18 protein-coding genes and 1 tRNA gene are annotated in these 19457 nt (G+C 64.5%); 4 read left to right on the plus strand and 15 right to left on the minus strand.

The annotated features are described in order from the left end of the window. Positions 1-63: 63 nt before the first annotated feature. Positions 64-702 carry a hypothetical protein gene (locus tag VN706_19605; protein ID HXT17853.1) on the minus strand — a complete coding sequence of 213 codons (639 nt, stop codon included), beginning with the start codon at positions 700-702 and terminating at the stop codon, positions 64-66. A 634-nt stretch (positions 703-1336) separates the two neighbouring features. On the opposite strand from VN706_19605, the gene VN706_19610 reads away from it, so the two are divergent. Then, entirely contained in the window at positions 1337-2674 is a 1338-nt protein-coding gene (locus tag VN706_19610; GenBank protein ID HXT17854.1) for a hypothetical protein, read from the plus strand. A 587-nt stretch (positions 2675-3261) separates the two neighbouring features. Here the strand turns inward: VN706_19610 and VN706_19615 are convergent. From VN706_19615 to VN706_19630, 4 genes are all read right to left on the minus strand, one after another. After that, positions 3262-3345 (minus strand) — tRNA-Leu (locus tag VN706_19615). A 50-nt stretch (positions 3346-3395) separates the two neighbouring features. Continuing rightward, a complete protein-coding gene (locus VN706_19620; GenBank protein ID HXT17855.1) occupies positions 3396-3989 on the minus strand; it encodes a Spy/CpxP family protein refolding chaperone in 594 nt (197 codons plus the stop codon). After that, complete coding sequence (locus VN706_19625) at positions 3989-4720, minus strand: zf-HC2 domain-containing protein (GenBank protein HXT17856.1); 732 nt, start codon at positions 4718-4720, stop codon at positions 3989-3991. The genes VN706_19620 and VN706_19625 overlap by 1 nt, the downstream gene beginning before the upstream one ends. Next, positions 4713-5276: an RNA polymerase sigma factor gene (locus VN706_19630; GenBank protein HXT17857.1), complete on the minus strand. Its 564-nt coding sequence runs from the start codon at positions 5274-5276 to the stop codon at positions 4713-4715. Before VN706_19630 ends, VN706_19625 begins: the two co-directional genes overlap by 8 nt. A gap of 106 nt (positions 5277-5382) precedes the next feature. Between VN706_19630 and VN706_19635 the strand changes: the two genes are divergently transcribed. From VN706_19635 to VN706_19645, 3 genes are all read left to right on the plus strand, one after another. Continuing rightward, the gene (locus tag VN706_19635) at positions 5383-6048 is read left to right on the plus strand and encodes a glycerophosphodiester phosphodiesterase (protein HXT17858.1); all 666 of its coding nucleotides are present in this window, start codon (positions 5383-5385) and stop codon (positions 6046-6048) included. 65 nt (positions 6049-6113) lie between these two features. After that, positions 6114-7604, plus strand: coding sequence for an amidohydrolase family protein (locus VN706_19640; protein HXT17859.1), 1491 nt, complete (start codon positions 6114-6116; stop codon positions 7602-7604). Further along, positions 7604-8890: an amidohydrolase family protein gene (locus VN706_19645; GenBank protein ID HXT17860.1), complete on the plus strand. Its 1287-nt coding sequence runs from the start codon at positions 7604-7606 to the stop codon at positions 8888-8890. The genes VN706_19640 and VN706_19645 overlap by 1 nt, the downstream gene beginning before the upstream one ends. Before the next feature lie 11 nt (positions 8891-8901). Here the strand turns inward: VN706_19645 and VN706_19650 are convergent, their stop codons facing one another. The 10 genes from VN706_19650 to VN706_19695 form a co-directional block, all read right to left on the minus strand. Then, positions 8902-9234, minus strand: coding sequence for a hypothetical protein (locus VN706_19650; GenBank protein HXT17861.1), 333 nt, complete (start codon positions 9232-9234; stop codon positions 8902-8904). Positions 9235-9379: 145 nt separating this feature from the next. After that, positions 9380-9652 carry a 50S ribosomal protein L27 gene (gene rpmA / locus VN706_19655; GenBank protein ID HXT17862.1) on the minus strand — a complete coding sequence of 91 codons (273 nt, stop codon included), beginning with the start codon at positions 9650-9652 and terminating at the stop codon, positions 9380-9382. A gap of 76 nt (positions 9653-9728) precedes the next feature. Further along, positions 9729-10046 (minus strand): 50S ribosomal protein L21, encoded by a 318-nt coding sequence (gene rplU / locus VN706_19660; protein HXT17863.1) that lies wholly within the window; start codon positions 10044-10046, stop codon positions 9729-9731. Between the two features lie 149 nt (positions 10047-10195). Further along, a complete protein-coding gene (locus tag VN706_19665) occupies positions 10196-11752 on the minus strand; it encodes an Rne/Rng family ribonuclease (protein HXT17864.1) in 1557 nt (518 codons plus the stop codon). A gap of 517 nt (positions 11753-12269) precedes the next feature. Further along, positions 12270-13487 carry an acyl-CoA dehydrogenase gene (locus VN706_19670; protein HXT17865.1) on the minus strand — a complete coding sequence of 406 codons (1218 nt, stop codon included), beginning with the start codon at positions 13485-13487 and terminating at the stop codon, positions 12270-12272. Further along, positions 13487-15565 (minus strand): ATP-dependent DNA helicase RecQ, encoded by a 2079-nt coding sequence (locus tag VN706_19675; GenBank protein ID HXT17866.1) that lies wholly within the window; start codon positions 15563-15565, stop codon positions 13487-13489. Before VN706_19675 ends, VN706_19670 begins: the two co-directional genes overlap by 1 nt. 125 nt (positions 15566-15690) lie before the next feature. Then, entirely contained in the window at positions 15691-18183 is a 2493-nt protein-coding gene (locus VN706_19680) for a U32 family peptidase (GenBank protein ID HXT17867.1), read from the minus strand. A 29-nt stretch (positions 18184-18212) separates the two neighbouring features. Beyond that, positions 18213-18380, minus strand: coding sequence for a hypothetical protein (locus VN706_19685; GenBank protein ID HXT17868.1), 168 nt, complete (start codon positions 18378-18380; stop codon positions 18213-18215). Between the two features lie 10 nt (positions 18381-18390). Beyond that, positions 18391-18783: a hypothetical protein gene (locus VN706_19690; GenBank protein ID HXT17869.1), complete on the minus strand. Its 393-nt coding sequence runs from the start codon at positions 18781-18783 to the stop codon at positions 18391-18393. Next, the coding region (locus tag VN706_19695) for an acyclic terpene utilization AtuA family protein (GenBank protein ID HXT17870.1) at positions 18780-19457 on the minus strand (678 nt) is incomplete at its 5' end. The genes VN706_19690 and VN706_19695, both read right to left, overlap by 4 nt.

Below are 19457 nucleotides of genomic sequence, written 5' to 3' on the forward strand. Positions count from 1 at the left end.
GCACGAATAAAAGAGGGCGCCGAAAGCTATCGGCGCCCGTGTGCCCCTTCAAGTAAAGCGGTGTCAGCGCTTCTCACAACTCATTCCAGCGAATCCACCGTTCATGTGATCGAGGAGCTCGCCGCTCGGCACGATGCGCCAGGATCGTCCGCGTGCACGGAGCGTCAGCACGCGGTGAGTCATGTACATGGCCACGTCGTCGCTGACTTTACGAGCGTCGTCGACGATCGCGTACGCCGTGGTATCGTCGCTGAAGGCAACGCCCTTCACCACCTGCCTGGGCATGGACTCGGGCGGAGGCAGCGGAGACAGTGCGCTGCAGTTCGAGCGCTTCCACGCTTCGATCATGCGGTACCGCGGGTCCTTCGCCTCGATCCATCGCGCGAGCGCGTCGTGCGGATCGAGGGCAACGAGCTCCGCCGCAGACGTGATACGCGCGTACTCATGTCCGTAGTACAGGAATGGATCGTCGTTCGCGCGCTTGTTGAGTTGCTGCACCTGCCATTCGGCGACGATGCGCGGCATCGTCGTATCGGTCGCCATGTACTCTTCGACGCTCCACCTGTGCGGTATGGCGCTACGCAGGTTGCCGATCTGCTGGTGGAAATACCGCGCGAAAGGCTCGAAGATGACGAACGCCGCCGCGGAGTCGTAGTGCTGGGCGCCGACGGCGGTATAGAAGGAATCGAGAACGGCGCGCACGGCGCGTTCGTCAGGCTTCGCGCGAGATTGTGCTCGCGCCGGCGCCGGGGAGACACCCGCGATTACTGCCAGGATGAGCAGGCAGGCGGCCGTAAGGATAGGCGTTTTCACGCTGGCTCGGCTAGGTGTGTCGAGGAAGAAAACTGTCCTTGGGGGCGCGGCATCGCCAGTAGTCGCCGCCGACGGAATTAGTTGCGGGGTTCTACGCTGGGCTTTGGCAGTCGTCACAGGACGAGGTTTCGGAGTTCCAACGGGGCGGGCTGCCGGCCCATCATCTTTGTTTCGCACGCGACACGAGACGGTCGCGAGAAGGCCGCGCCGGCACGCGTACGTGTTCCAATGCGCGCGCGGCTGTCTCGACGCGAACCCCAGACAGCGCGTCACTCCAGCGAGAACAGGATCGGAGAACAAATCGGTGCGGTTCGCATGAGATTTCTCGACCCCCGTATCAGATAGGCGATCACCAGACGTTCGCCCCAGGATTGTGGTCCGCACGGGCTGCAGCGTTACGAACCAAGTCCTGTGTCGCAACATGGCCCTCTAATAATATATCTTGAAAATTGCATTAGTGATACTTATAGTCGGCGTCGACTACTGATTCGTCCATGACCATGCGCCATGACTTGGGGCCTGTATGCGTCACCGCAATCACATCGTGCTCAATGCGTTTGCACTCGGCGTTCTGGCCTGCAGCAACGACAGGCCGACCAGCCCGCGTTTCGCGGCTGCAGCCGTCGGCGTTCGCAGCTTAGGCACTCAGCCAGCCTCCCCGCTGGCGATTGGCGCTATTGATTCCATTTATCTCGCGATTACTGGTAGCTCGCCGGAGTTTGGCGGCATTGCCGCGGATCCCGACGATGGGATCGAACTCATGCTCACGGACACGCTTCGTCAATCTGAAGTGCGGGCAACTGTCTTGGCGGCGCTTGGTCAGCGTTTTAGCGCCCGGCACGCCGCCAAACCGTGGCATCGCGTTTCGGTCAAATACTCGTACGCGACACTGGCGGCATGGCGAAACGCCCTAATGGCTCCGGTCCTCAACGCGCCCGGCGGAGTGGGTATCGGTATCGATCACCGACGTAACCTCGTTCGAATCGGCGTTGCCGAAGATTCGACGATTGGAGCCACACGGGCCAAAGTCGCGCAGCTAGGAATACCGGAGGATGCTGTTCTCATTGAGGTGCAATCTCAGCCGCGACGCTTGAGTGGGACCCTCTGGGACACCTACCGACCGACTCGTGCTGGTTTTTTTATTGGCGTCTACTATACGGGGGGCGCTAGCGGCTGCACGCTCGGGCCGGTCGCGCAGGTCGGGCTTTCGTACTATTTCCTCACGGCAGCACACTGCACTGATGACTTTGGACTTAACGACCACAGTACCGTTGCACAAACAACCAACGGCCCCACAATCGGTTTTGAGACTGGCCTCAAGAGCCCACCCGGGTTTTTCTCGACGGGGCATTGCGACGCCGGCGCCCCCACATTCTGCGTCCACTCGGATGTCGTCGTAATATCGTACGCGATCGGCGTAACGAACGATCTCGGAACCATCGCGAGAACCATCAACAAAAACCAATTCGCGAATGGCTCTCTATTTTTAAGTTCGCCCGATTATACCACCATCGATAACGTGGAGGGCCATTCGGGCCAGGGCGCCGCACAAACTGGCTACGAAATCGACAAAGTCGGAGCTATTTCGGGCTGGACATACGGTTACGTCCAAGATCCTTGCTATACGTACAATGTTGCCGGCTCGGACCAGCGCAATGTGTGCTTCTACAATGTGAACGGCGCGTCATCCAATGGCGACAGCGGAGCACCGACGTTCGGGCCACCGACGAGCTTTGTCGGTGCGACGCTCTTTGGCGTTCTATCGACTGGGACATCCGCGTCTTTCCAGTACTCTTCAATGACCGCGATCTTCAGCGATCTGAGTCTCAGTCCCAGCTCGTGGTTCTTCTGCGCGTGTTAGCGCCGTGTCGAGACTACGGAGCGTGCTCGCCACATTCCTGATAGTAATCCCAAGCTGCGGTTCGCCTCAGCCGGACCTGTTCGTTCAATGCACGCGTCCCGATACGTGGGTGATTCATGACGGCAAGGCTGACACGATCCAGGTCTGCATCCGAGGCCGAATTACCACGCGAGGTCGACGAGTTGCCGAGATTGAGTTAGACCTCTACAACGGGGGAGCCGATGTTACGCGATTCTGGGCATCGGCTCGGCCTCCTCATGTCGAATTCAGCTTCGTGAACGAGTCCGGTAAACTCCTCTGGCAAACACCTGATACCCAGCCGCGCTCTATGATTCTGTCGCTATTATCCCTGGCGCCAGATCAAACACTGCCACTCAGAATGTCAGATGACATCGGATCAGTTGCACTGGACGAGCATTCGCGTGTCCGCGCCCGAATGCAGTTGAACCATGCGAGTTTTGAAACTTCGCTGATCCGGCTGTCCAGAATTCGTTGATGCTGCGTCGCTTTTCGCCGCGACGACTGCTTGCCGCGACGACAAAAGCGTCCCGGCTGCCTCGATCACGAACTGCAAGATTTGTCTTCAATGCCCAGGGCGAGACTCGAACTCGCAAGACCCGAAGGTCGGGGGATTTTGAGTCCCCTGCGTCTACCAATTCCACCACCTGGGCTCGAGTGCGCAATGTAGCGGTCGTGACGCGCGCGCTCAACGCCGCGGGCGTTATTGCGCCGGCGGTGGCCCCGGCGGCGGTCCGCCTCGACGACCCTGCGCAGTCAGATCCGCGATGCGGTGTTGCAGCTGCTCGCGCAGGGCCATGTACTTGGCGCGCTGCACCGGATTCAGGAACGCCGACAGATCCTTCTGCTCGCCCTCGAGGATGTCGGCGCGCTTGCGCTCTCCCTGCACGAGCCGGTTGAGATACTGATCCACCTTCCCCGCATCCGGCGTGGCCGTGGTATCCTCGAGCAGCGCGCGAAGTCCCTGCCGCGCCTCGCGCTCGTCGCGCTGCATGGACTGACGCTGCTGCTGGTACTTATCGTCGACCTGCTTGAGCTGCTTCGCCTGATCGTCGGTAAGGGCCAGCTGGCGCCGCACGACTTCGGCGAAGCGATCGCGAATCTGACGGCGCAGCGCCTGTTGCGGATCCGGCGCACCGCGACCCGCGCGACCACCGGCGGCACGTCCCCGACCGCCGGCGATGCGAGCGGAGTCATTTCGGCGGCCACCGCCGCCCTGCGCCTGCACCGTACCGCCTCCGGCCAGCAGCGTCGCCGCCACCGCCACCGCGAAGAGAGAGCGCGCGCGGGCATTCATCAGATATCTCCTGAGGTCCGCGTGTTGATGCGCAGCGACACCGGTTCGGGTTCCGCGACCGGGACCGCCGGCAACTTGTCGATGTCCTGCAGCAACGCCTTCAATTGCGATTCACTCAAATTCGACAAACTCGCGTCGCTGGCCGACACGGCCGGAGTCGTTTGATCGGCAGTCGTCGCGGCGACCTCCGTCGCACTCGGGTGCACTGTCGGCGCCGGCTGCGTCCGCGGAGCAGCGCCCGCCACCACGGCCGCATTCGGCGACGAGCTAACGCCAATCGAACTATCGGGCACCCGCGTCGTCGACGCGGACGCCGTGACGGTCGAGGAGGCGGCGCGAATGGATTCCGAGGATTCCGTCGCCGACGGACCACGATTGAGCAGCGCCACCGAGCTGCCACCCGCCACGAGCAGCGTCACCGCCGCCGCGACCCGCCAATCCGCCCACACCCGACGCCGCGGATCGAGCCGCACGACGCCAGGAACAGCAGCAACAGCGTGACCGCTTTGCGCCGGCGGCTTGGGCAGCGCCTGCATCACGAAATTCAAATCGACGCGCGGGGTGCGCGCTTCGATCGCCGCGCGAACCTCGGCGAGCAGGGCGAGCTCGTCGCGGCAGTCGACGCAGTCGGCGAGATGCGCCATCACCTGCGCACGCACGCCGTCGTTCAGGCGCTCGTGCAGCAGTTCCGGCAATCGATCGCGGATTTCCGCGTTGGTGCAGTCATTCATCGAGAGACTCCTTCACGGCGCGCATGGCGTTGTGATAGTGCACGCGCGCGGCGCCTTCCGTCGTGCCGACCGCGTCGGCGATTTCCTTGTACGACATTCCTTCCGTCACACGCAACGTGAACACCTCGCGCTGCGTCGGCGACAGGCGCTCGACGGCCTGCTGCAACCGAATCTTCGTTTCGTCGGCGACGACGCTGTCGAGCGCATCGTACTCCGTTGCCGCGTCGCCTTCCTTGACTTCATCGCGATCGCGCCGCCGCTTCTCGGCGCGCCGCCGGTCCAGGAGCAACCGGCGCTCGATCGTGAACAACCACGTTCGAAATGAGCTCTCGCCGCGAAACCCGTCGATCGAGTTGAATGCGCGAACGAACGTGTCCTGCACCAGCTCGTCCACCTCGTTGCGTTCACCGGAGCTGACGGCGAAGCGCGCCAGAGCCGACGCGTGCCGCTCGACCAACTCCGAGGCCGCACGCTCGTCCCCAGCCCGCCATTTGGCGATGAGCTCCCGGTCGCGGTCGTCATCGCTTCCCTTTCCCCTCCCCTGGGCATCGCTCATTCGGTCCAACAGGTAGACGCCACGGGCACTCGGCCGTTAAGGTGTTCGCGGACTGGCGGCAATATACATCCCACGACGTATTCCACTCCCTATCTCCAGACGTGCCATGCCGATAGAACGAATCGCCCACCGGGGAGCCAAGCGGGAGTTGCCCGAGAATACGATCCCCGCGTTTCGGCGGGCGTTCGAGCGCGGGGCGGATGCCATCGAGCTCGACGTTCACGCCACCTCGGACGGGGTCGTCGTCGTCCACCACGATCCCGGCGTTCGTCGTGGCGTGCGGATGGTCGAGATCGCTGAGACGCTGATCGACGGGCTCGGCACCCTGGACGGCGGGGGCCCAGCCCGACTGGCCGACGTCCTCGCCATGGTCCCGGCGAACCGAACCGTCTACGCGGAGATCAAGGGTCATGGCATCGAACGACTGGTGGCCGATTGCGTTGCCGCCGCGCCGCAAACCGTTCGCTGCGCCGTGCACTCGTTCGATCACGGGGCGATCGAAGTCATGCGCGACATCGCGCCCAACATTCCGCGCGGCGTTCTCTTCGAGAACGACACAGCCGGCATTCTCGACGTCATGGCGCGAACCGGCGCGCGCGACGTATGGCCCAACTGGAAGCTCGTCGATGCGTCGCTCGTGCACGCCGTGCATGATGCGGGCGGTCGCGTCATCGTGTGGACCGTGAACGACGTGGACGTCGCGCGCCGGCTGAGTGAGATCGGCGTCGACGGATTGTGCGGTGACGACGTCCGCCTCTTTTCAGATTCCTGATCCGCCCAGTCTGGCTCACGCCACCCGTCGCAGGTACGTTCGTGCCCAACCTCAACCACGATCGGATGCCACGACTCTCGACGCGGCTCTTCCTCGCCGCGCTTTCCGCTTCGCTCCTCGGCGCATCGAGCTGCACGACGACGGCGCATGCTGCGTCGCAGCCCAGTCCACAAACGCCGGCACCGCCGGCTGCGTCGACGACGCCGGCGGCTGATACCGGCAAATCGCCGCCACCCGGTCCCGGTGCGCTTTCCACGCCGCTCGCCGACCCATTTCCGAGCACGTACAAGCCGTTCGCGTCAACCCCGACGTACATCTACAACGTCACCATTCTCACCGCGGCGGGGCCGGCGATTCACAACGGCGCCGTCGTATTGAGCGATGGCAAGATCGCCGCGGTCGGCACGACGGCGATGGACGTTCCAGCCGGCGCCGTTCGCATCGACGGCAACGGCAAGTATCTCACGCCGGGAATCATCGACGTTCACTCGCATCTGGGCGTTTACGCCGCGCCCGGCGTCGACGCATTGAGCGACGGCAACGAGGCGACCAATCCCACGACGCCGTACGTGTGGGCGGAGCATTCGGTGTGGCCGCAGGATCCACAGTTCCCGCGCAATCTCGCCGGCGGTGTCACGACGCTGCAGGTGCTTCCAGGTTCGGCGAATCTCATCGGCGGCAGAAGTGTCGTCCTCAAGGTCGTGCCCGCGCGCACGGTGCAAGGCATGAAATTCCCCGGCGCCAAATACGGTCTCAAGATGGCGTGCGGCGAGAACCCCAAGCGCGTCTACGCGCAGCGCGGTCCGTCGACGCGCATGGGCAACGTGGCGGGCTATCGCGCCGCATGGATTGCGGCCGAGGAGTATCGGCGGCGCTGGGACAAGTGGAACGCGGATCACAAGGGCGATCCGCCGTCGCGCGACCTGGGCAACGAGACGCTCGCGGAGGTGCTGCGCGGCAACATCCTCGTGCACAACCACTGCTACCGCGCCGACGAGATGGCGCAGATGATCGACATCGCGCACGAATTCGGCTACAAGATCCGGGCATTCCATCACGGCGTCGAAGCGTACAAGATCGCCGACCTGCTCGCGAAAGAAGGTATCGGCGCCGCCGTGTGGGCCGATTGGGGCGGCTTCAAGATGGAAGCGGTCGACGCCATTCGCGGCAACCTGGCACTGCTCCAGCACGCGGGCGTGAAGACGATCGTGCATTCCGACGATCCATCCGGCTCGCAGCGCTTGAACCAGGAAGCGGCGAAAGGCATGGCCGAGGGGCGCAAGCTCGGCATCACGATCTCGGACGACGAGGCGATCAAGTGGCTCACGATCAATCCCGCGTGGGCGCTCGATCTCGATCGTCAGATCGGCTCGATCGAGACCGGCAAGAATGCCGACGTCGTCTTGTGGTCGGGCAATCCGTTCAGCGTCTACACGCGCGCCGAGAAAGTGTGGATCGACGGCGCGATGTTGTTCGATCGGCTCGATCCGCAGCAGCGCTGGCGCACCGATTTCGAGCTGGGATTCATTCCCGCCGACCGTGGAGGGAGCCGCTGATGCGCCGCTTCATGAGCATTCTCTTATTGCCGCTCTTGCCTGCCCTCGCGGCCGCGCAGACGATCGCCATCACGGGCGCGCGCGTCTTCCCGGTGAGCGGACCGGTGATCGAGAACGGCACCGTGGTGATCCGCGATGGAAAGATCGCGGCGGTCGGTGCGAACCTGGCCGTGCCCGCCGGCGCGCAGCACATCGACGCCACCGGCAAATGGGTCACGCCCGGGCTGATCGACGCGGAGACACAGCTTGGGCTGTTCGACATCGCGTATGGCTCCGGCCCGACCGACGTCGCCGCGAAAGGGCCGACGCCGAACACCGCCCTGACGCCGTCCTTCCGCGTCTGGGAGGGCGTGAATCCGCGATCGATCTACGTCGCGCCCGCGCGGCAAGGCGGCGTCACGAGCGTCATCGTCGCGCCGCAGACCAACAACGTCGTCGGCGGCCAGATGGCGCTGATCGACCTCGTCGACGGCGCACTCGGCGACCAGCTCATCAAGGCGCCGACGGCGATGTTCGCCAACTTCGATGCGCCGCCGGGCGACCAGATCGGCGCGCGGGGCGAGTTGTTCGCCAGACTGCGAGAGTTGCTCGAGGACACGCGCGTGTACGCGAAGAACCGCGCCGCGTTCGAGCGCAACCAGTCGCGGCCGTTCGTGGCCGGGCGCCTGGATCTCGAGGCGATGATCCCGGTCGTCGAAGGGCGGCTGCCCTTGATGCTGCAGGCGAGCCGCGCGAGCGACATCGAGACGGCATTACAGATCGCTAAAGAGTATTCTATAAAACTCATCCTCACCGGCGCGGCCGAGGGGTGGCTCGTCGCCGACAAGATCGCCGCCGCCAGGGTGCCGGTGCTGGTCGGCGCCATGAACAACATTCCGCTCTCGTTCAACACGCTGGGCTCGCGCCAGGAAAATGCCGGACAGCTTCGCGCGGCGGGCGTGTCCGTCGCCATGATCGGCAATGCGGGCGGCGGCGACGAGGAGCAGTTCAACATCCGCAACATCCGTCAGGAAGCGGGCAACGCGGTCGCGTACGGCCTGCCGTGGGCCGAAGCGTTGCGTGCGGTGACGCTGGCGCCGGCCGAGATCTTCGGCGCGGCGGATCGGGTCGGATCGCTTCAGCCGGGACGCGAAGCGAACGTCGTCATCTGGAGCGGCGATCCGTTCGAGCTGAGCACGACGCCCGAACATGTGTACGTCCGCGGGCGCGAGTACACCGCGCCCACGCGGCAGGATCTGTTGGAGCAGCGCTACAAGACGTTGCCGCCGGAGTACCGGCGGCCGTAGTGCGCCGGCGGTTACGGCGTCGTGGGCGGCTCTGCGGCCTTCGACGCCGGCGGATCGAACGGATTGACGCGCCCCTGCGCCGCCTCGGCGATCAGCGTCTCGAGGCGCGCGACCTCCGCCTCGGCTGCCGTCAGGTTGTTGATGTGGGCCGTGTACTCTTCGGCGGGCAGATCTGTCCCGCCTTTGCGCGCGCGAAATACCGCGTAGCCGAAGCGTTGGGCGAAGCGATCTGCCGACTGCCGCGCGCGATACAACTCCAGCCGCAAACGGCCTTCATCGAGCGCGCGCTGCGCCGATTTTCCCGCGCGATCGAGTTCCTGCCGCAGTCTGTCGAGCAATGCCATGTGAAACCTCCGCGAGAGTGGCCCCTGAGTATCTACGGGCCGCGATGCCAATGGTTGCAGTGGGTTCAACCGGGTTGCAAACGGGAAGCCCCCGCCGATGAACGGCGGGGGCTTCCTGACGTGCGTCTTCGGCGAGGTCCGAGCCTTACGCCGCCGACGTCGATTCGGCCGGATACACGCTGACTTTGTATCTCGACTTGCTATGGTGCTCGAACTTCACCGTGCCGTCGATCAGCGCGTAGATCGTGTAGTCCGTGCCCAGGCCGACGTTGCGGCCCGGGTGCCACTTGGTGCCGCACTGGCGGACGATGATGTTGCCGGCCACCACTTTCTCGCCGCCGTACTTCTTCACGCCGCGGTATTTCGGATTCGAATCGCGGCCGTTGCGCGATGAGCCGACGCCCTTTTTATGTGCCATAAGAAGATTAAATGAAGAATTCCGAGCGTAGGTGCGAAGCGCCGAAGCGAGGAACGATGTCGTCCTCGTATCTCGCTCAGCCGAGGGAAATGTCGTTGATGCGGACTTCGGTGAAGCCCTGCCGATGTCCACGCTTGCGCGCGTAATTCTTTCGGCGCTTCTGCTTGAAGACGATGATCTTGTCGCCGCGTCCATGCCGCACGATCTCGCCCGTGACGGTGGCGCCGGACAGCGAGGGGACGCCGGTCTTGACGTTCTTGCCGTCGTTGCCGAGCAGCACTTCGTTGAATTCGATCTTGCCGCCGGCTTCGCCGGCGAGCGACGGGATCTTGTAGGTGCGGCCCGGCTCGACACGGAACTGCTTGCCGCCGGTTTTGATGATGGCGTATGGCATGGAGTACGTACGAAAAGGCTCTGAACTTCGTGCGGGGTTAGCCTCTAAACCTAGATAACATCGGCGTTTGTGTCAACAACGGCAGGCCACCCGGGCTCGAGCGTGCGGGCGTCTGGCCCTCTCGTTCAAGCTCAACCGTGCCAGACCGATCACGCCACCGCGTACTGCTGCGTCACGTCGCGCCCGGCCGACTTCACGACCAGCTTGAATTCGTCCGGCTTGAGCAGCGGATCATCACGAAGCTCCAATCCGAATCCCACGGCTTTCTCGAGCTTCTTCAGCAAGTCCTTCTCGTTCTCGAGCACGTACATCGCCACTTCGGGATGAATGCGCACCACGAGCGGATCCTTGCGGCCCTCGAGACCGACGCGGCGAATCGAACGCTCGACGCGCCGTGCGATCGTCTCCGCCGTGAACACACGGCCCGTCCCGTGACAGGTCGGACAGGCTTCGGTCATGTTCTGGAGATGGCTCTGCCGCACGCGTTGGCGCGTCATCTCGATGAGACCGAGCTCGCTCACGGCGAACGCCTTGGTACGCGCGCGATCGCGGCCCAGGTGCGTGCGCAGCTCCTGCAGCACCTTGTCGCGATTCGCCTTGGTCTCCATGTCGATGAAGTCGCAGACGATGATGCCGCCCAGGTCGCGGAGGCGCGCCTGGCGAGCGACTTCGCGCGCCGCCTCGAGATTGGTGCGGAGAATGGTCTTCTCCGGATCCTTCTTGCCCGTGTAGCGGCCGGAATTCACGTCGACCGAGACGAGCGCTTCGGTCGGCTCGATGATCAGGTATCCACCCGACGGCAGATCGCAGCGGCGCTTGAACAGATCGCGCAGCTCCTGCTCGATGTTCGCCTTGTCGAAGAGCGGCGTCTGCTCCTCGTACAGCTTGATGCGATCCATCAGCTCGGGCGCAATGCCCTTCAGGTACTCGAGGATCTCGTTGTAGACCTGCTTCGAGTCCACGGTCACCTGTTCCACCTTCGTGCTGAACACGTCGCGCATGAGGCCGCGCGTGAGGCTCGTCTCGCGGTGGATGAGATTCGGCGCGCGCACGAAGTGCGTCTTGCGCTTGATTCGCTTCCACTGTCCGATGAGCGTGGTGAGCTCGCGTTCGAGCGTCTCCTTCGTCACGTCTTCGCCGACGGTGCGGACGATCACGCCGCCCGAATCTTTCGGCAGCACTTCCTCGACTTGCGCGCGCAGACGTTTGCGTGCTTCGCGATCGCCGATCTTGCGGCTCACGCCGACGCGTTCGGCGAACGGCATGAAGACCAGGAATCGTCCGGCGAGTGAGACCTGCGCCGTCACGCGCGGCCCTTTGGTCGAGATGGGCTCCTTCGACACCTGAACGACCAGGTCCTGGCCGCGCTTGAGCACGTCCTGAATGGTCGGCGCCTTGGTGCGCTGACGGCGTCCGCCGCCGTGCTCGTCGGCATCCTCGTCGGCGTCATCGTCGTGATCGCCGTCGTGCTCGTCCTCGGGGTACACGAGATCGGACGCGTGGAGAAACGCGCTCTTCTCGGTCCCGATGTCTACGAATGCCGCCTGAATGCCCGGCAGTACCGCTTCGACGCGTCCCAGGTAGATGTCGCCGACCATGCGGCGGGCATCGGGACGATCGACCAGAAGTTCAGCGAGCTGGTCGTCCTCGATGATGGCGACCCGCGTCTCGCGCGGGTTCGCGTTGATCAAAATTTCTCGTTTCATTGGTTCGCGACACGTCCACGGGGCCCGGCGACTCGGAGGTCCTGGTGCGTCGGATATCAGGGTGTTGTGCGGCGAGCCGAATGAATTGCATGCGTGGCATGCCCGCAGCCGCGAACGGCGGGTTCGCTGTTCGCGCGCGGTACTCGGCAACTCGCAAGAGGAAGGTCCTGAGAGCCGATGTGATCGACCACGTCGGTTCCGGCTGGAATGCGCAACGGCGCGCGAACGACGACAAGTGGGTCGTCGGTAGTCCCAGCGTGGATCGGAGCGACGTGCGATCGGCCCGAGTGAACAGGCCGTGCACCGGAAGCAGGACGAGCGCGATCAGCGCGGCCAACACAGCTTCGGCCGACGATTCACGCCAGGTGCTCACGCCCCCACTCGAGTCGCCGAGGGGCTGCGGAGCGATAGAAAACGAAAAAGAAGGCACTAGTGACTAATTAAGCAGCGAACTAGAGATTTGGCAATGACTTAGAGCACAACACGTCTTCCTGAGCGAAGCGAAGGATCTCGTTGGTTAGTCCGCAAGTTCCTTCAGGAGATGCCGGGCGATGACGATCCGCTGGATCTCCGACGTGCCCTCGCCGATCTCGCAGATTTTTGCATCGCGCATGAACCGCTCGACCGGGTAGTCCTTCGTGTACCCGTAACCGCCGTGCAGCTGGACCGCGGCGATCGTCGCGCGCATCGCGAGCTCGGAGCAGAAGAGCTTGGCCATCGCGGCTTCCTTGCCGAACGGCCGTCCGTTCTGCGCGAGCCATGCGGCGTGATACATCAAGTGCTTTCCCGCCTCGATCTCCGTCGCCATGTCGGAGAGCTTGAACTGCACGCCCTGGAAGTTCGCGACGGGCTGCCCGAACTGCTTCCGCACGCTCGTGTACTGCAGCGCCTGCTCGAACGCCCCTTCGGCGATGCCGAGGGAGAGCGATGCGATGCCGATGCGTCCGTTGTCCAGCGTCTTCATGAAATTCACGAAGCCCTTGCCCTCTTCGCCCAGCAAATTCTCGGCGGGAACCTCGACGTCTTCCATGATCAGCTCGCACGTATCGGACGCACGCCACCCCAGCTTGTCTTCTTTCTTGCCGGCGCGGAATCCCTTGAGCGCGGGCAGTGACGGCTCGTGTCCGACGCCCGCGGCGCGTGCGCCTTCGGGATCGTTGGTCGGCTTGGTGAGAATGAACGAGCTGATGCCCTTCGTACCCTGCGACGGATCCGTCACCGCCGTGACGACGAAGATCTCGCCGACACCGCCATGGGTGATGAATCGCTTGACGCCGTTCAGCACATAGTGGCCGTTCTTGCGCACCGCCGTCGTGCGCGTGCCGCCGGCATCGCTGCCCGCATCCGGCTCGGTCAAGCCGAAGCCGCCCATCACACGGCCCGTGGCCAGGAATGGCACGAAGCGGCGCTTCTGGTCGTCGTTGCCGAACTTCACGATCGGCGAGGTGCCGAGCGTGGTGTGCGCGGAAATGCTGAGACCGTGCGACGCGTCGACCTTGGCCAGCTCGTGGATCACGATCATGTAGCTGATCAGATCGAGACCGGCGCCGCCCAGCTCCTCGGGCCACGGAACGCCGAGCAGTCCGAGCTCGCCCATTTTGCGAATGTTCTCCCAGGGGAACTTCGCTTCGGCGTCGTACTTGGCGGCGACGGGTGCGACTTCGTCACGGGCGAACTGGCGAACCATTTCGCGCGTGGCGAGGTGATGTTCGTTGAAGTAGAGCGCGTCGTCCATTAGGCCGCTTCCGTTTCGTCGTAACTCCGCAACACTTCCAGAAACCTATCGCCGTACTTCTCGAGCTTGGCCGGTCCCACTCCACGAATCTGTCCAAGCGCGTCGACGTTCGTTGGACGCCGCACCGCCATTTCAGCGAGCGTGCGATCGGGAAACACCACGTACGCCGGCACTTGGTCTTCGCGCGAGATGGTTCGGCGAAGATCGCGCAGTCGCGCGAGCAGCGCTTCGTCCGCGCCGGAGAGCGTCGGCGCTTCGTCGTCCTGTCGTACCGGCGCATCGCCGCCGCGGCGCCGACCGCGCGGCTTTTCCCCGGCACGTCGTGACGACGGCGCCGCGCCCGCCTCTATCTCTACGCGGGAACCGAGGCAATTGTCACACCCGGCGCAGGAGGTGCGCGCCGCGGGGTCGCCGAAGTAGCGCAGCACGAACCCGCGCCGGCAACCCTTGGTGTACGCGTACTGCTGCATGGCGTCGAGCTTCTGCAAATCTGCCTTGCGCCGTCGGTCGATCGTGGTCCAGTCGATCTTGAACGCGGTCAGCGGCTTCTTGGGCGCCGTGAGCGCGGCGCCCGAGCCGCACCGACGCCACTCGAGGAACTGGCGCGATTGCAACGCGTCGAGGATCGGCATGGCCCCGACCGTCCCGCCGAATCCCGGCGGTAAGCCGTCGAGGTCAACCGGCGCTCCGTCGCTGAGGCCGCTGCCCGCGACACGCCAGAGCGCGCGGAGTAGCCCGAGCTCGAGCGAGTCATCAGCGGTGCCAAGCTCGCGCTTGATGCGATCCGGCGTCGCCATGAGTCGAATCATCACGCGGCCGCCGCCTTCGAGCTCGACGCGGTACGCGCCGGCTTGTGTCAGAATTCGTAATGTCGATTCCACCTCGCGGCCGGTGGCTTTGGTCTTGAGCCGGCCCGCGATTTCGTCGGGCGACAGCGCCACCGCCCCTTCACGATCCGCGTTGCGCTGGAGCGTCGTGTACACCTCTTCCACGAGCGAGCGCTCGGGATACGCGCCCTTGATGAAGAATTCGTGGGTGAATCGATCGGGAAACGCATGCAGGAGATAGCAGGCGGCGGGCAGTCCGTCGCGGCCCGCGCGCCCCGCCTCCTGATAGTACGCCTCGAGCGTGCCGGGCATGGCGTAGTGAAGCACCAGGCGCACGTTCGCCTTGTCGATGCCCATGCCGAACGCGTTGGTCGCGACGATGGCGCGCACCTTCTCGGACATGAAGGCGTCCTGCACCTCGTGCCGGCGCTCATCATCCAGGCCGGCGTGATAGGCCGCCGCCGGAATCTTCGCGCGCTCGAGCAGCATACCGATGCGCTCGACCGCTTTGCGCGTGGACGCGTAGACGACCGCCAGACCTTCGTTCGCGCGAAGCAGATGCACCAGCGCGTCGTCCTTGTCACTCTCCGTGCGCGTCGGCACGACGGCGTACGTGAGATTCTTGCGATCGAATCCGGTGATGATCGTCGTCGCATTGTCGAGCTTGAGCTGCGTGACGATGTCGCTGCGCACGTGCGGCGTCGCCGTCGCCGTGAGCGCGATTGTCGGCGGCCACCCGAGCTTCTCCCGCACCTGCGCAATGCGCAGATAGCTCGGCCTGAAATCATGTCCCCATTCGCTGATACAGTGCGCCTCGTCCACCGCCAGGAGCGAGATGCCCGCATCGCGCAGCCGCTCGGCCGTGGTTCCGGCGTCGAAGCGTTCGGGCGCGACGTAGAGCAGCTTCACGTCTCCCCGAATGGCCCGCGCCAGCCGATCAGAGATCTGTGATGGGGTCAGCGTACTGTTGACGAACGTCGCGGGCAGCCCGCGCGCCGTGAGCGCGTCGACCTGATCCTTCATCAGCGAGATGAGCGGCGAGATCACGACGGTGAGCTTGGGCAGCATCAGCGCCGGCACCTGATAGCACAGCGACTTGCCGCCGCCCGTGGGCAGCACGACCATCGTGTCGCGGCCGGCGAGGACCGACTCCACCGCGGCCTCCTGGCCGGGGCGGAACGCGGGATAGCCGAAGTGCTCGCGCAGCGCGGCGCGCGCATCTTCGAGCGTGTGGTGTGGTTGCTGTGTCATTCCGAGGGAGCGTGAGCGACCGAGGAATCTTTCGTCACGGCAGAGGGACAACCCTCAGACCAGAATAATGGATTCCTCGCTTGCGCTCGGAATGACGGCATTGCGAGGAACATCATATTGCCGCGCTACACCGCACGCGCGAAGTGCCCGCGCGTGAACTCGCCCTTGAACAGCTCGCGCACCGCGTCGACGTCCGGGCGCGCACCCGCAGCCAGTGCGTCGAGCGCGCCACGATACCCGCGTACGATCGATGCGACGTCGTCGACCGCGACGTTGAACACCATGTGATACCCGCGAAGCCCCAAGCGCCACAGCTTCGGCAGAAACTCCGAGCCGTCCACCGGACGTGAATGCAGCAAGCGATTGCGGCATGCGGAATCCGTCGCGACCGGGAATGTGTACCCCGCGGGATCGGTGAGCTCGACGTTGGTATGCTTCTGGACGCAGAGATCACGACACGTCGTCGGCGTGCGGTCGAATGCCGCCGACAAGACGCAGTGCTCGATCGTCATGCCTTCGGGGCGGCCATACAGGAATACGTCGAAGCCGTTGCCGTCCCAGGGCGATACCAGCTGCGCGAGCTCGTCCGCCGTCAGCTCGACCGAAGCGACGATCCGTCGCGCGCCAAGCCGAAAGATTTCGGCCGCCGTGTGTGCGTTGAACGCGTTGACGGCGTAATCGGCGGTCACGTCCCGGCCCGCCCGCCCGAATTCGGAAACCAGCCCGAGGTGTCCGCTCAATAACGGCAAGCCAAGGTCCAGCCACTTCTGCACGGCGCGCCGCTCCTCGGGGCGCACGATCGTCGGTGTGCGCAAGCGAAGCGAGACGGCGCGCGCGCGGAGTCGCTCCTCGAGCGCGCGCACGCGGGCAACGGGCGGCGCCGGATGACGCAGGAACGGATCGAACACGATCTCCGTCGCTCCCGCCTCGGCTGCGGCATCGGCGTCCTCGATGCGAAACACCTGCGCGCTGAGGTGAAATGGCGCGACGGACGATTCAGTCGAGTGCGCGACGGTCGGAACCGCATTCACCGCTGCTTCGATCGTCGCGCGGCGCTCGGCATGTCTCGCCTGCTCCGCCCAGTCGCGCCGCATCATCAACTCTTCCGCGGCTTGCTGCCGCAGATGATTGAGCTCGCTCACCGGGAGAAACATTCCGGGCGTCAACGCGGTGACGTCGAGCGCACCGAGCACGAACGGCGTATCGCCGAGCCGGCCGATCTGCTCGCGGAGTGCGGCCGCGTCGAGCGGGCGTTTGCTCGCCGGCGAGAGCGTGATCTCCGTGCGAACTGTGACTGTCTCGCCGTCGGCGCTGAAGACGCCCTTGAGTGGCGTGCCGGGCGCGCCGAACAACCGTACGTCGAGACGGGACTTGCGCGCGCGAATTTCCGCGGGAAGCGAGGCGTACGTCGCGCGAGCGCGCTCGAGCAGCTTCGCGTGGGTCGATCGCACGACCCGCCAGCCCGTCGCCACGCGCGTGCGGGTGGGGATTGCTTGCCGCACCGTCGCACGCTTCGAGAGCGTGCGTACTTCGGCGACCGTGAATCCGGTGGTCGGACCGCCGACGCCTTCCGGCGCCTCGAAGCCGAGTCCATCGCCGACTTCGATCGGCGCGCTCACGTCGACGATCAGTTCGCCGCGCTCGTAACCGACGACCGAGCCCAGTACGACGCCGCGATTGTCCGGCTGCGTTCGCGTGACGTAGTGACGCCCGTCGCGGCCGCCGTACATCCCGCCGGTGAAGCCGCGGCTGAAGATCTGCACGAGCGGCTCGACTTCCTCGTCGCTCGGACGAAACGCTTCGCCGCGCTCGACGTGATTCAAGAACTCGCGATAGGATTTTGTAACGGTCGCGACGTATTCGGGCTTCTTCTTCCGCCCCTCCACCTTGAGACAGCCCACGCCCGCCTCGGCGATCGCGGCGAGATGCTCGTAGGCGCCCAGGTCTTTGCTCGAGATGAGATACCCGCGGTCGAGCTCCGTGCCGTTCGTGACGTCGGTCAGGACGTAATCCTTGCGGCATGATTGCGCGCAGGAGCCGCGATTGGCGCTGCGCTCGGAGATCATCCCGGACATGAAGCATTGCCCGGAGTACGAGATGCACAGCGCGCCGTGCACGAACGTCTCGAGCCCAAGATCGGGAACCGCGGCGCGAATGGCGCGAATGTCCTCGAGCGTATTCTCGCGCGCGAGCACGACGCGCTCGATACCGATGTCCTTCATCACCGCGGCGCCGGTTTCGTCGTGCACCGTCATTTGCGTCGAGCCGTGAATCTCGAGCTGCGGATAAACGCGCTGAATCAACCGAACGAGCCCCACATCCTGCACGATCACGGCGTCGATGCCCAAATCGACGGCCTCGCCGAGTAGCAGGAGGGCGTCGACGAGCTCGGTGGGCTTGATGAGGATGTTGAGGGTGAGGTAAATGCGTTTGCCGCGCTCGTGCGCGATGCGGCAGGCTTCGCCGAGCTCGTCCATCGTGAGCTGCGCGCCTTCGTCGCGGGCGTTGAACCGCGACGCGCCGAGGTAAACGGCGTCCGCGCCGTTCGCGACCGCGGCCCGAACGGCCTCGAGCGAGCCGGCCGGAGCGAGAAGCTCTGGGATGCTGCGGTGTGCCATAAGCGTTGAAATATAACGGCTTACGGCGCTCAGGATGACACGTTGTCGTTTTTTTTCCAGAACCTCAACAGGAACGCCGCCGCGAACAATCCGAGGCCGATCCACGTCAGCCGCCCGTCGTTCCCGCGCATGCCGAAACCCCACGCGACCAGGCCGACAATCAGCAGCGCGATCTGGATTGGCGTGCGGTGCGCCATGAGTACTCCTTTATTCCTTCGGCGAGCGCGTGTATGCCGGCCACTGCTTTTTGTACCCGGGCACTCCGAGGCGCTTCGCCGCGTCGTCCGGTACGTCGATCTCCATGCGCAGCATCGCCGTCGAATAGACCTTGCCTTGCGCGTCCGTCTTGAGCGACAGCGTGCCGCCGCCGTCGAGCGCCCCGTGCAACAGGAAGTTGAGCGCTTTCAAATTCGGAAGCTCATATCGCTCCACCGGACCGTCGATCACGCCCTTGAAGTGCGCTTCAACTGCAGGCAGCGTCACGTACTCGCGGAGCAGGTCGTACCACTGTGGTTGGAGCGCAATGAGGCCGACGTTTGCGGTGTCCCCCTTGTCGCCCGAGCGCGCGTGCGCGATGTCCAATAGCCGAATTCGTGTCATTGGATCTCGACCTTCGTCTGAACCACCGTCTTGTCGACGAGCGCCGGCCAGTACGCGACGATTTCTTCGACCTTCGGCCGGCCACCGGCGAAGCCCGTCACGCTCGGTGGACCATTCAGGACGAGCGGCGCGAGCTCGCGCGTGAACCGCTCGACCGCGGCCTTATCGCCGCCGCGCACGCCGAAGCGCAGCTGTACTTCCGGCGGATCGTGCGACTCGCCGGCGAGGCGGCCATGCGTCGCCGACACGCCGACGAATTCGGTGAGGATGTGATCGAATTTGAGGCCGAGGCGATCGAGACGCTCGCGCAGGACGCGGTCGGCGAGTTGCGCCTTGGGATACGCATCGGGCCACGCGTAGACGAGCGTGCCGACCGCCTTGAAGCCGGCGCGGTACGCAATCGACACCTTGAGCTTGTCGGTCGGCGGTCGTCCCTTGATGCCGAACACGCGTACGCGATTCTCGCCGGCTTGCTCCAGGTGAATCGTCGTGAAATCGGCAACGACGTCCGGCGTGATGTACGAGCGCGGATCGCCCATCTCATACACGAGCTGCTCGCTCACTGAAGGCACGGAGATGACGCCGCCGGTCTTCGGATGCTTGTAGATCACGAACGTGCCGTCGGCGTGCCCTTCGACGATCGGATAGCCGACGTTCGCGAGATCCGGAATGTT

The organism is Gemmatimonadaceae bacterium (assembly GCA_035606695.1).
GTDB lineage: Bacteria > Gemmatimonadota > Gemmatimonadetes > Gemmatimonadales > Gemmatimonadaceae > JAQBQB01.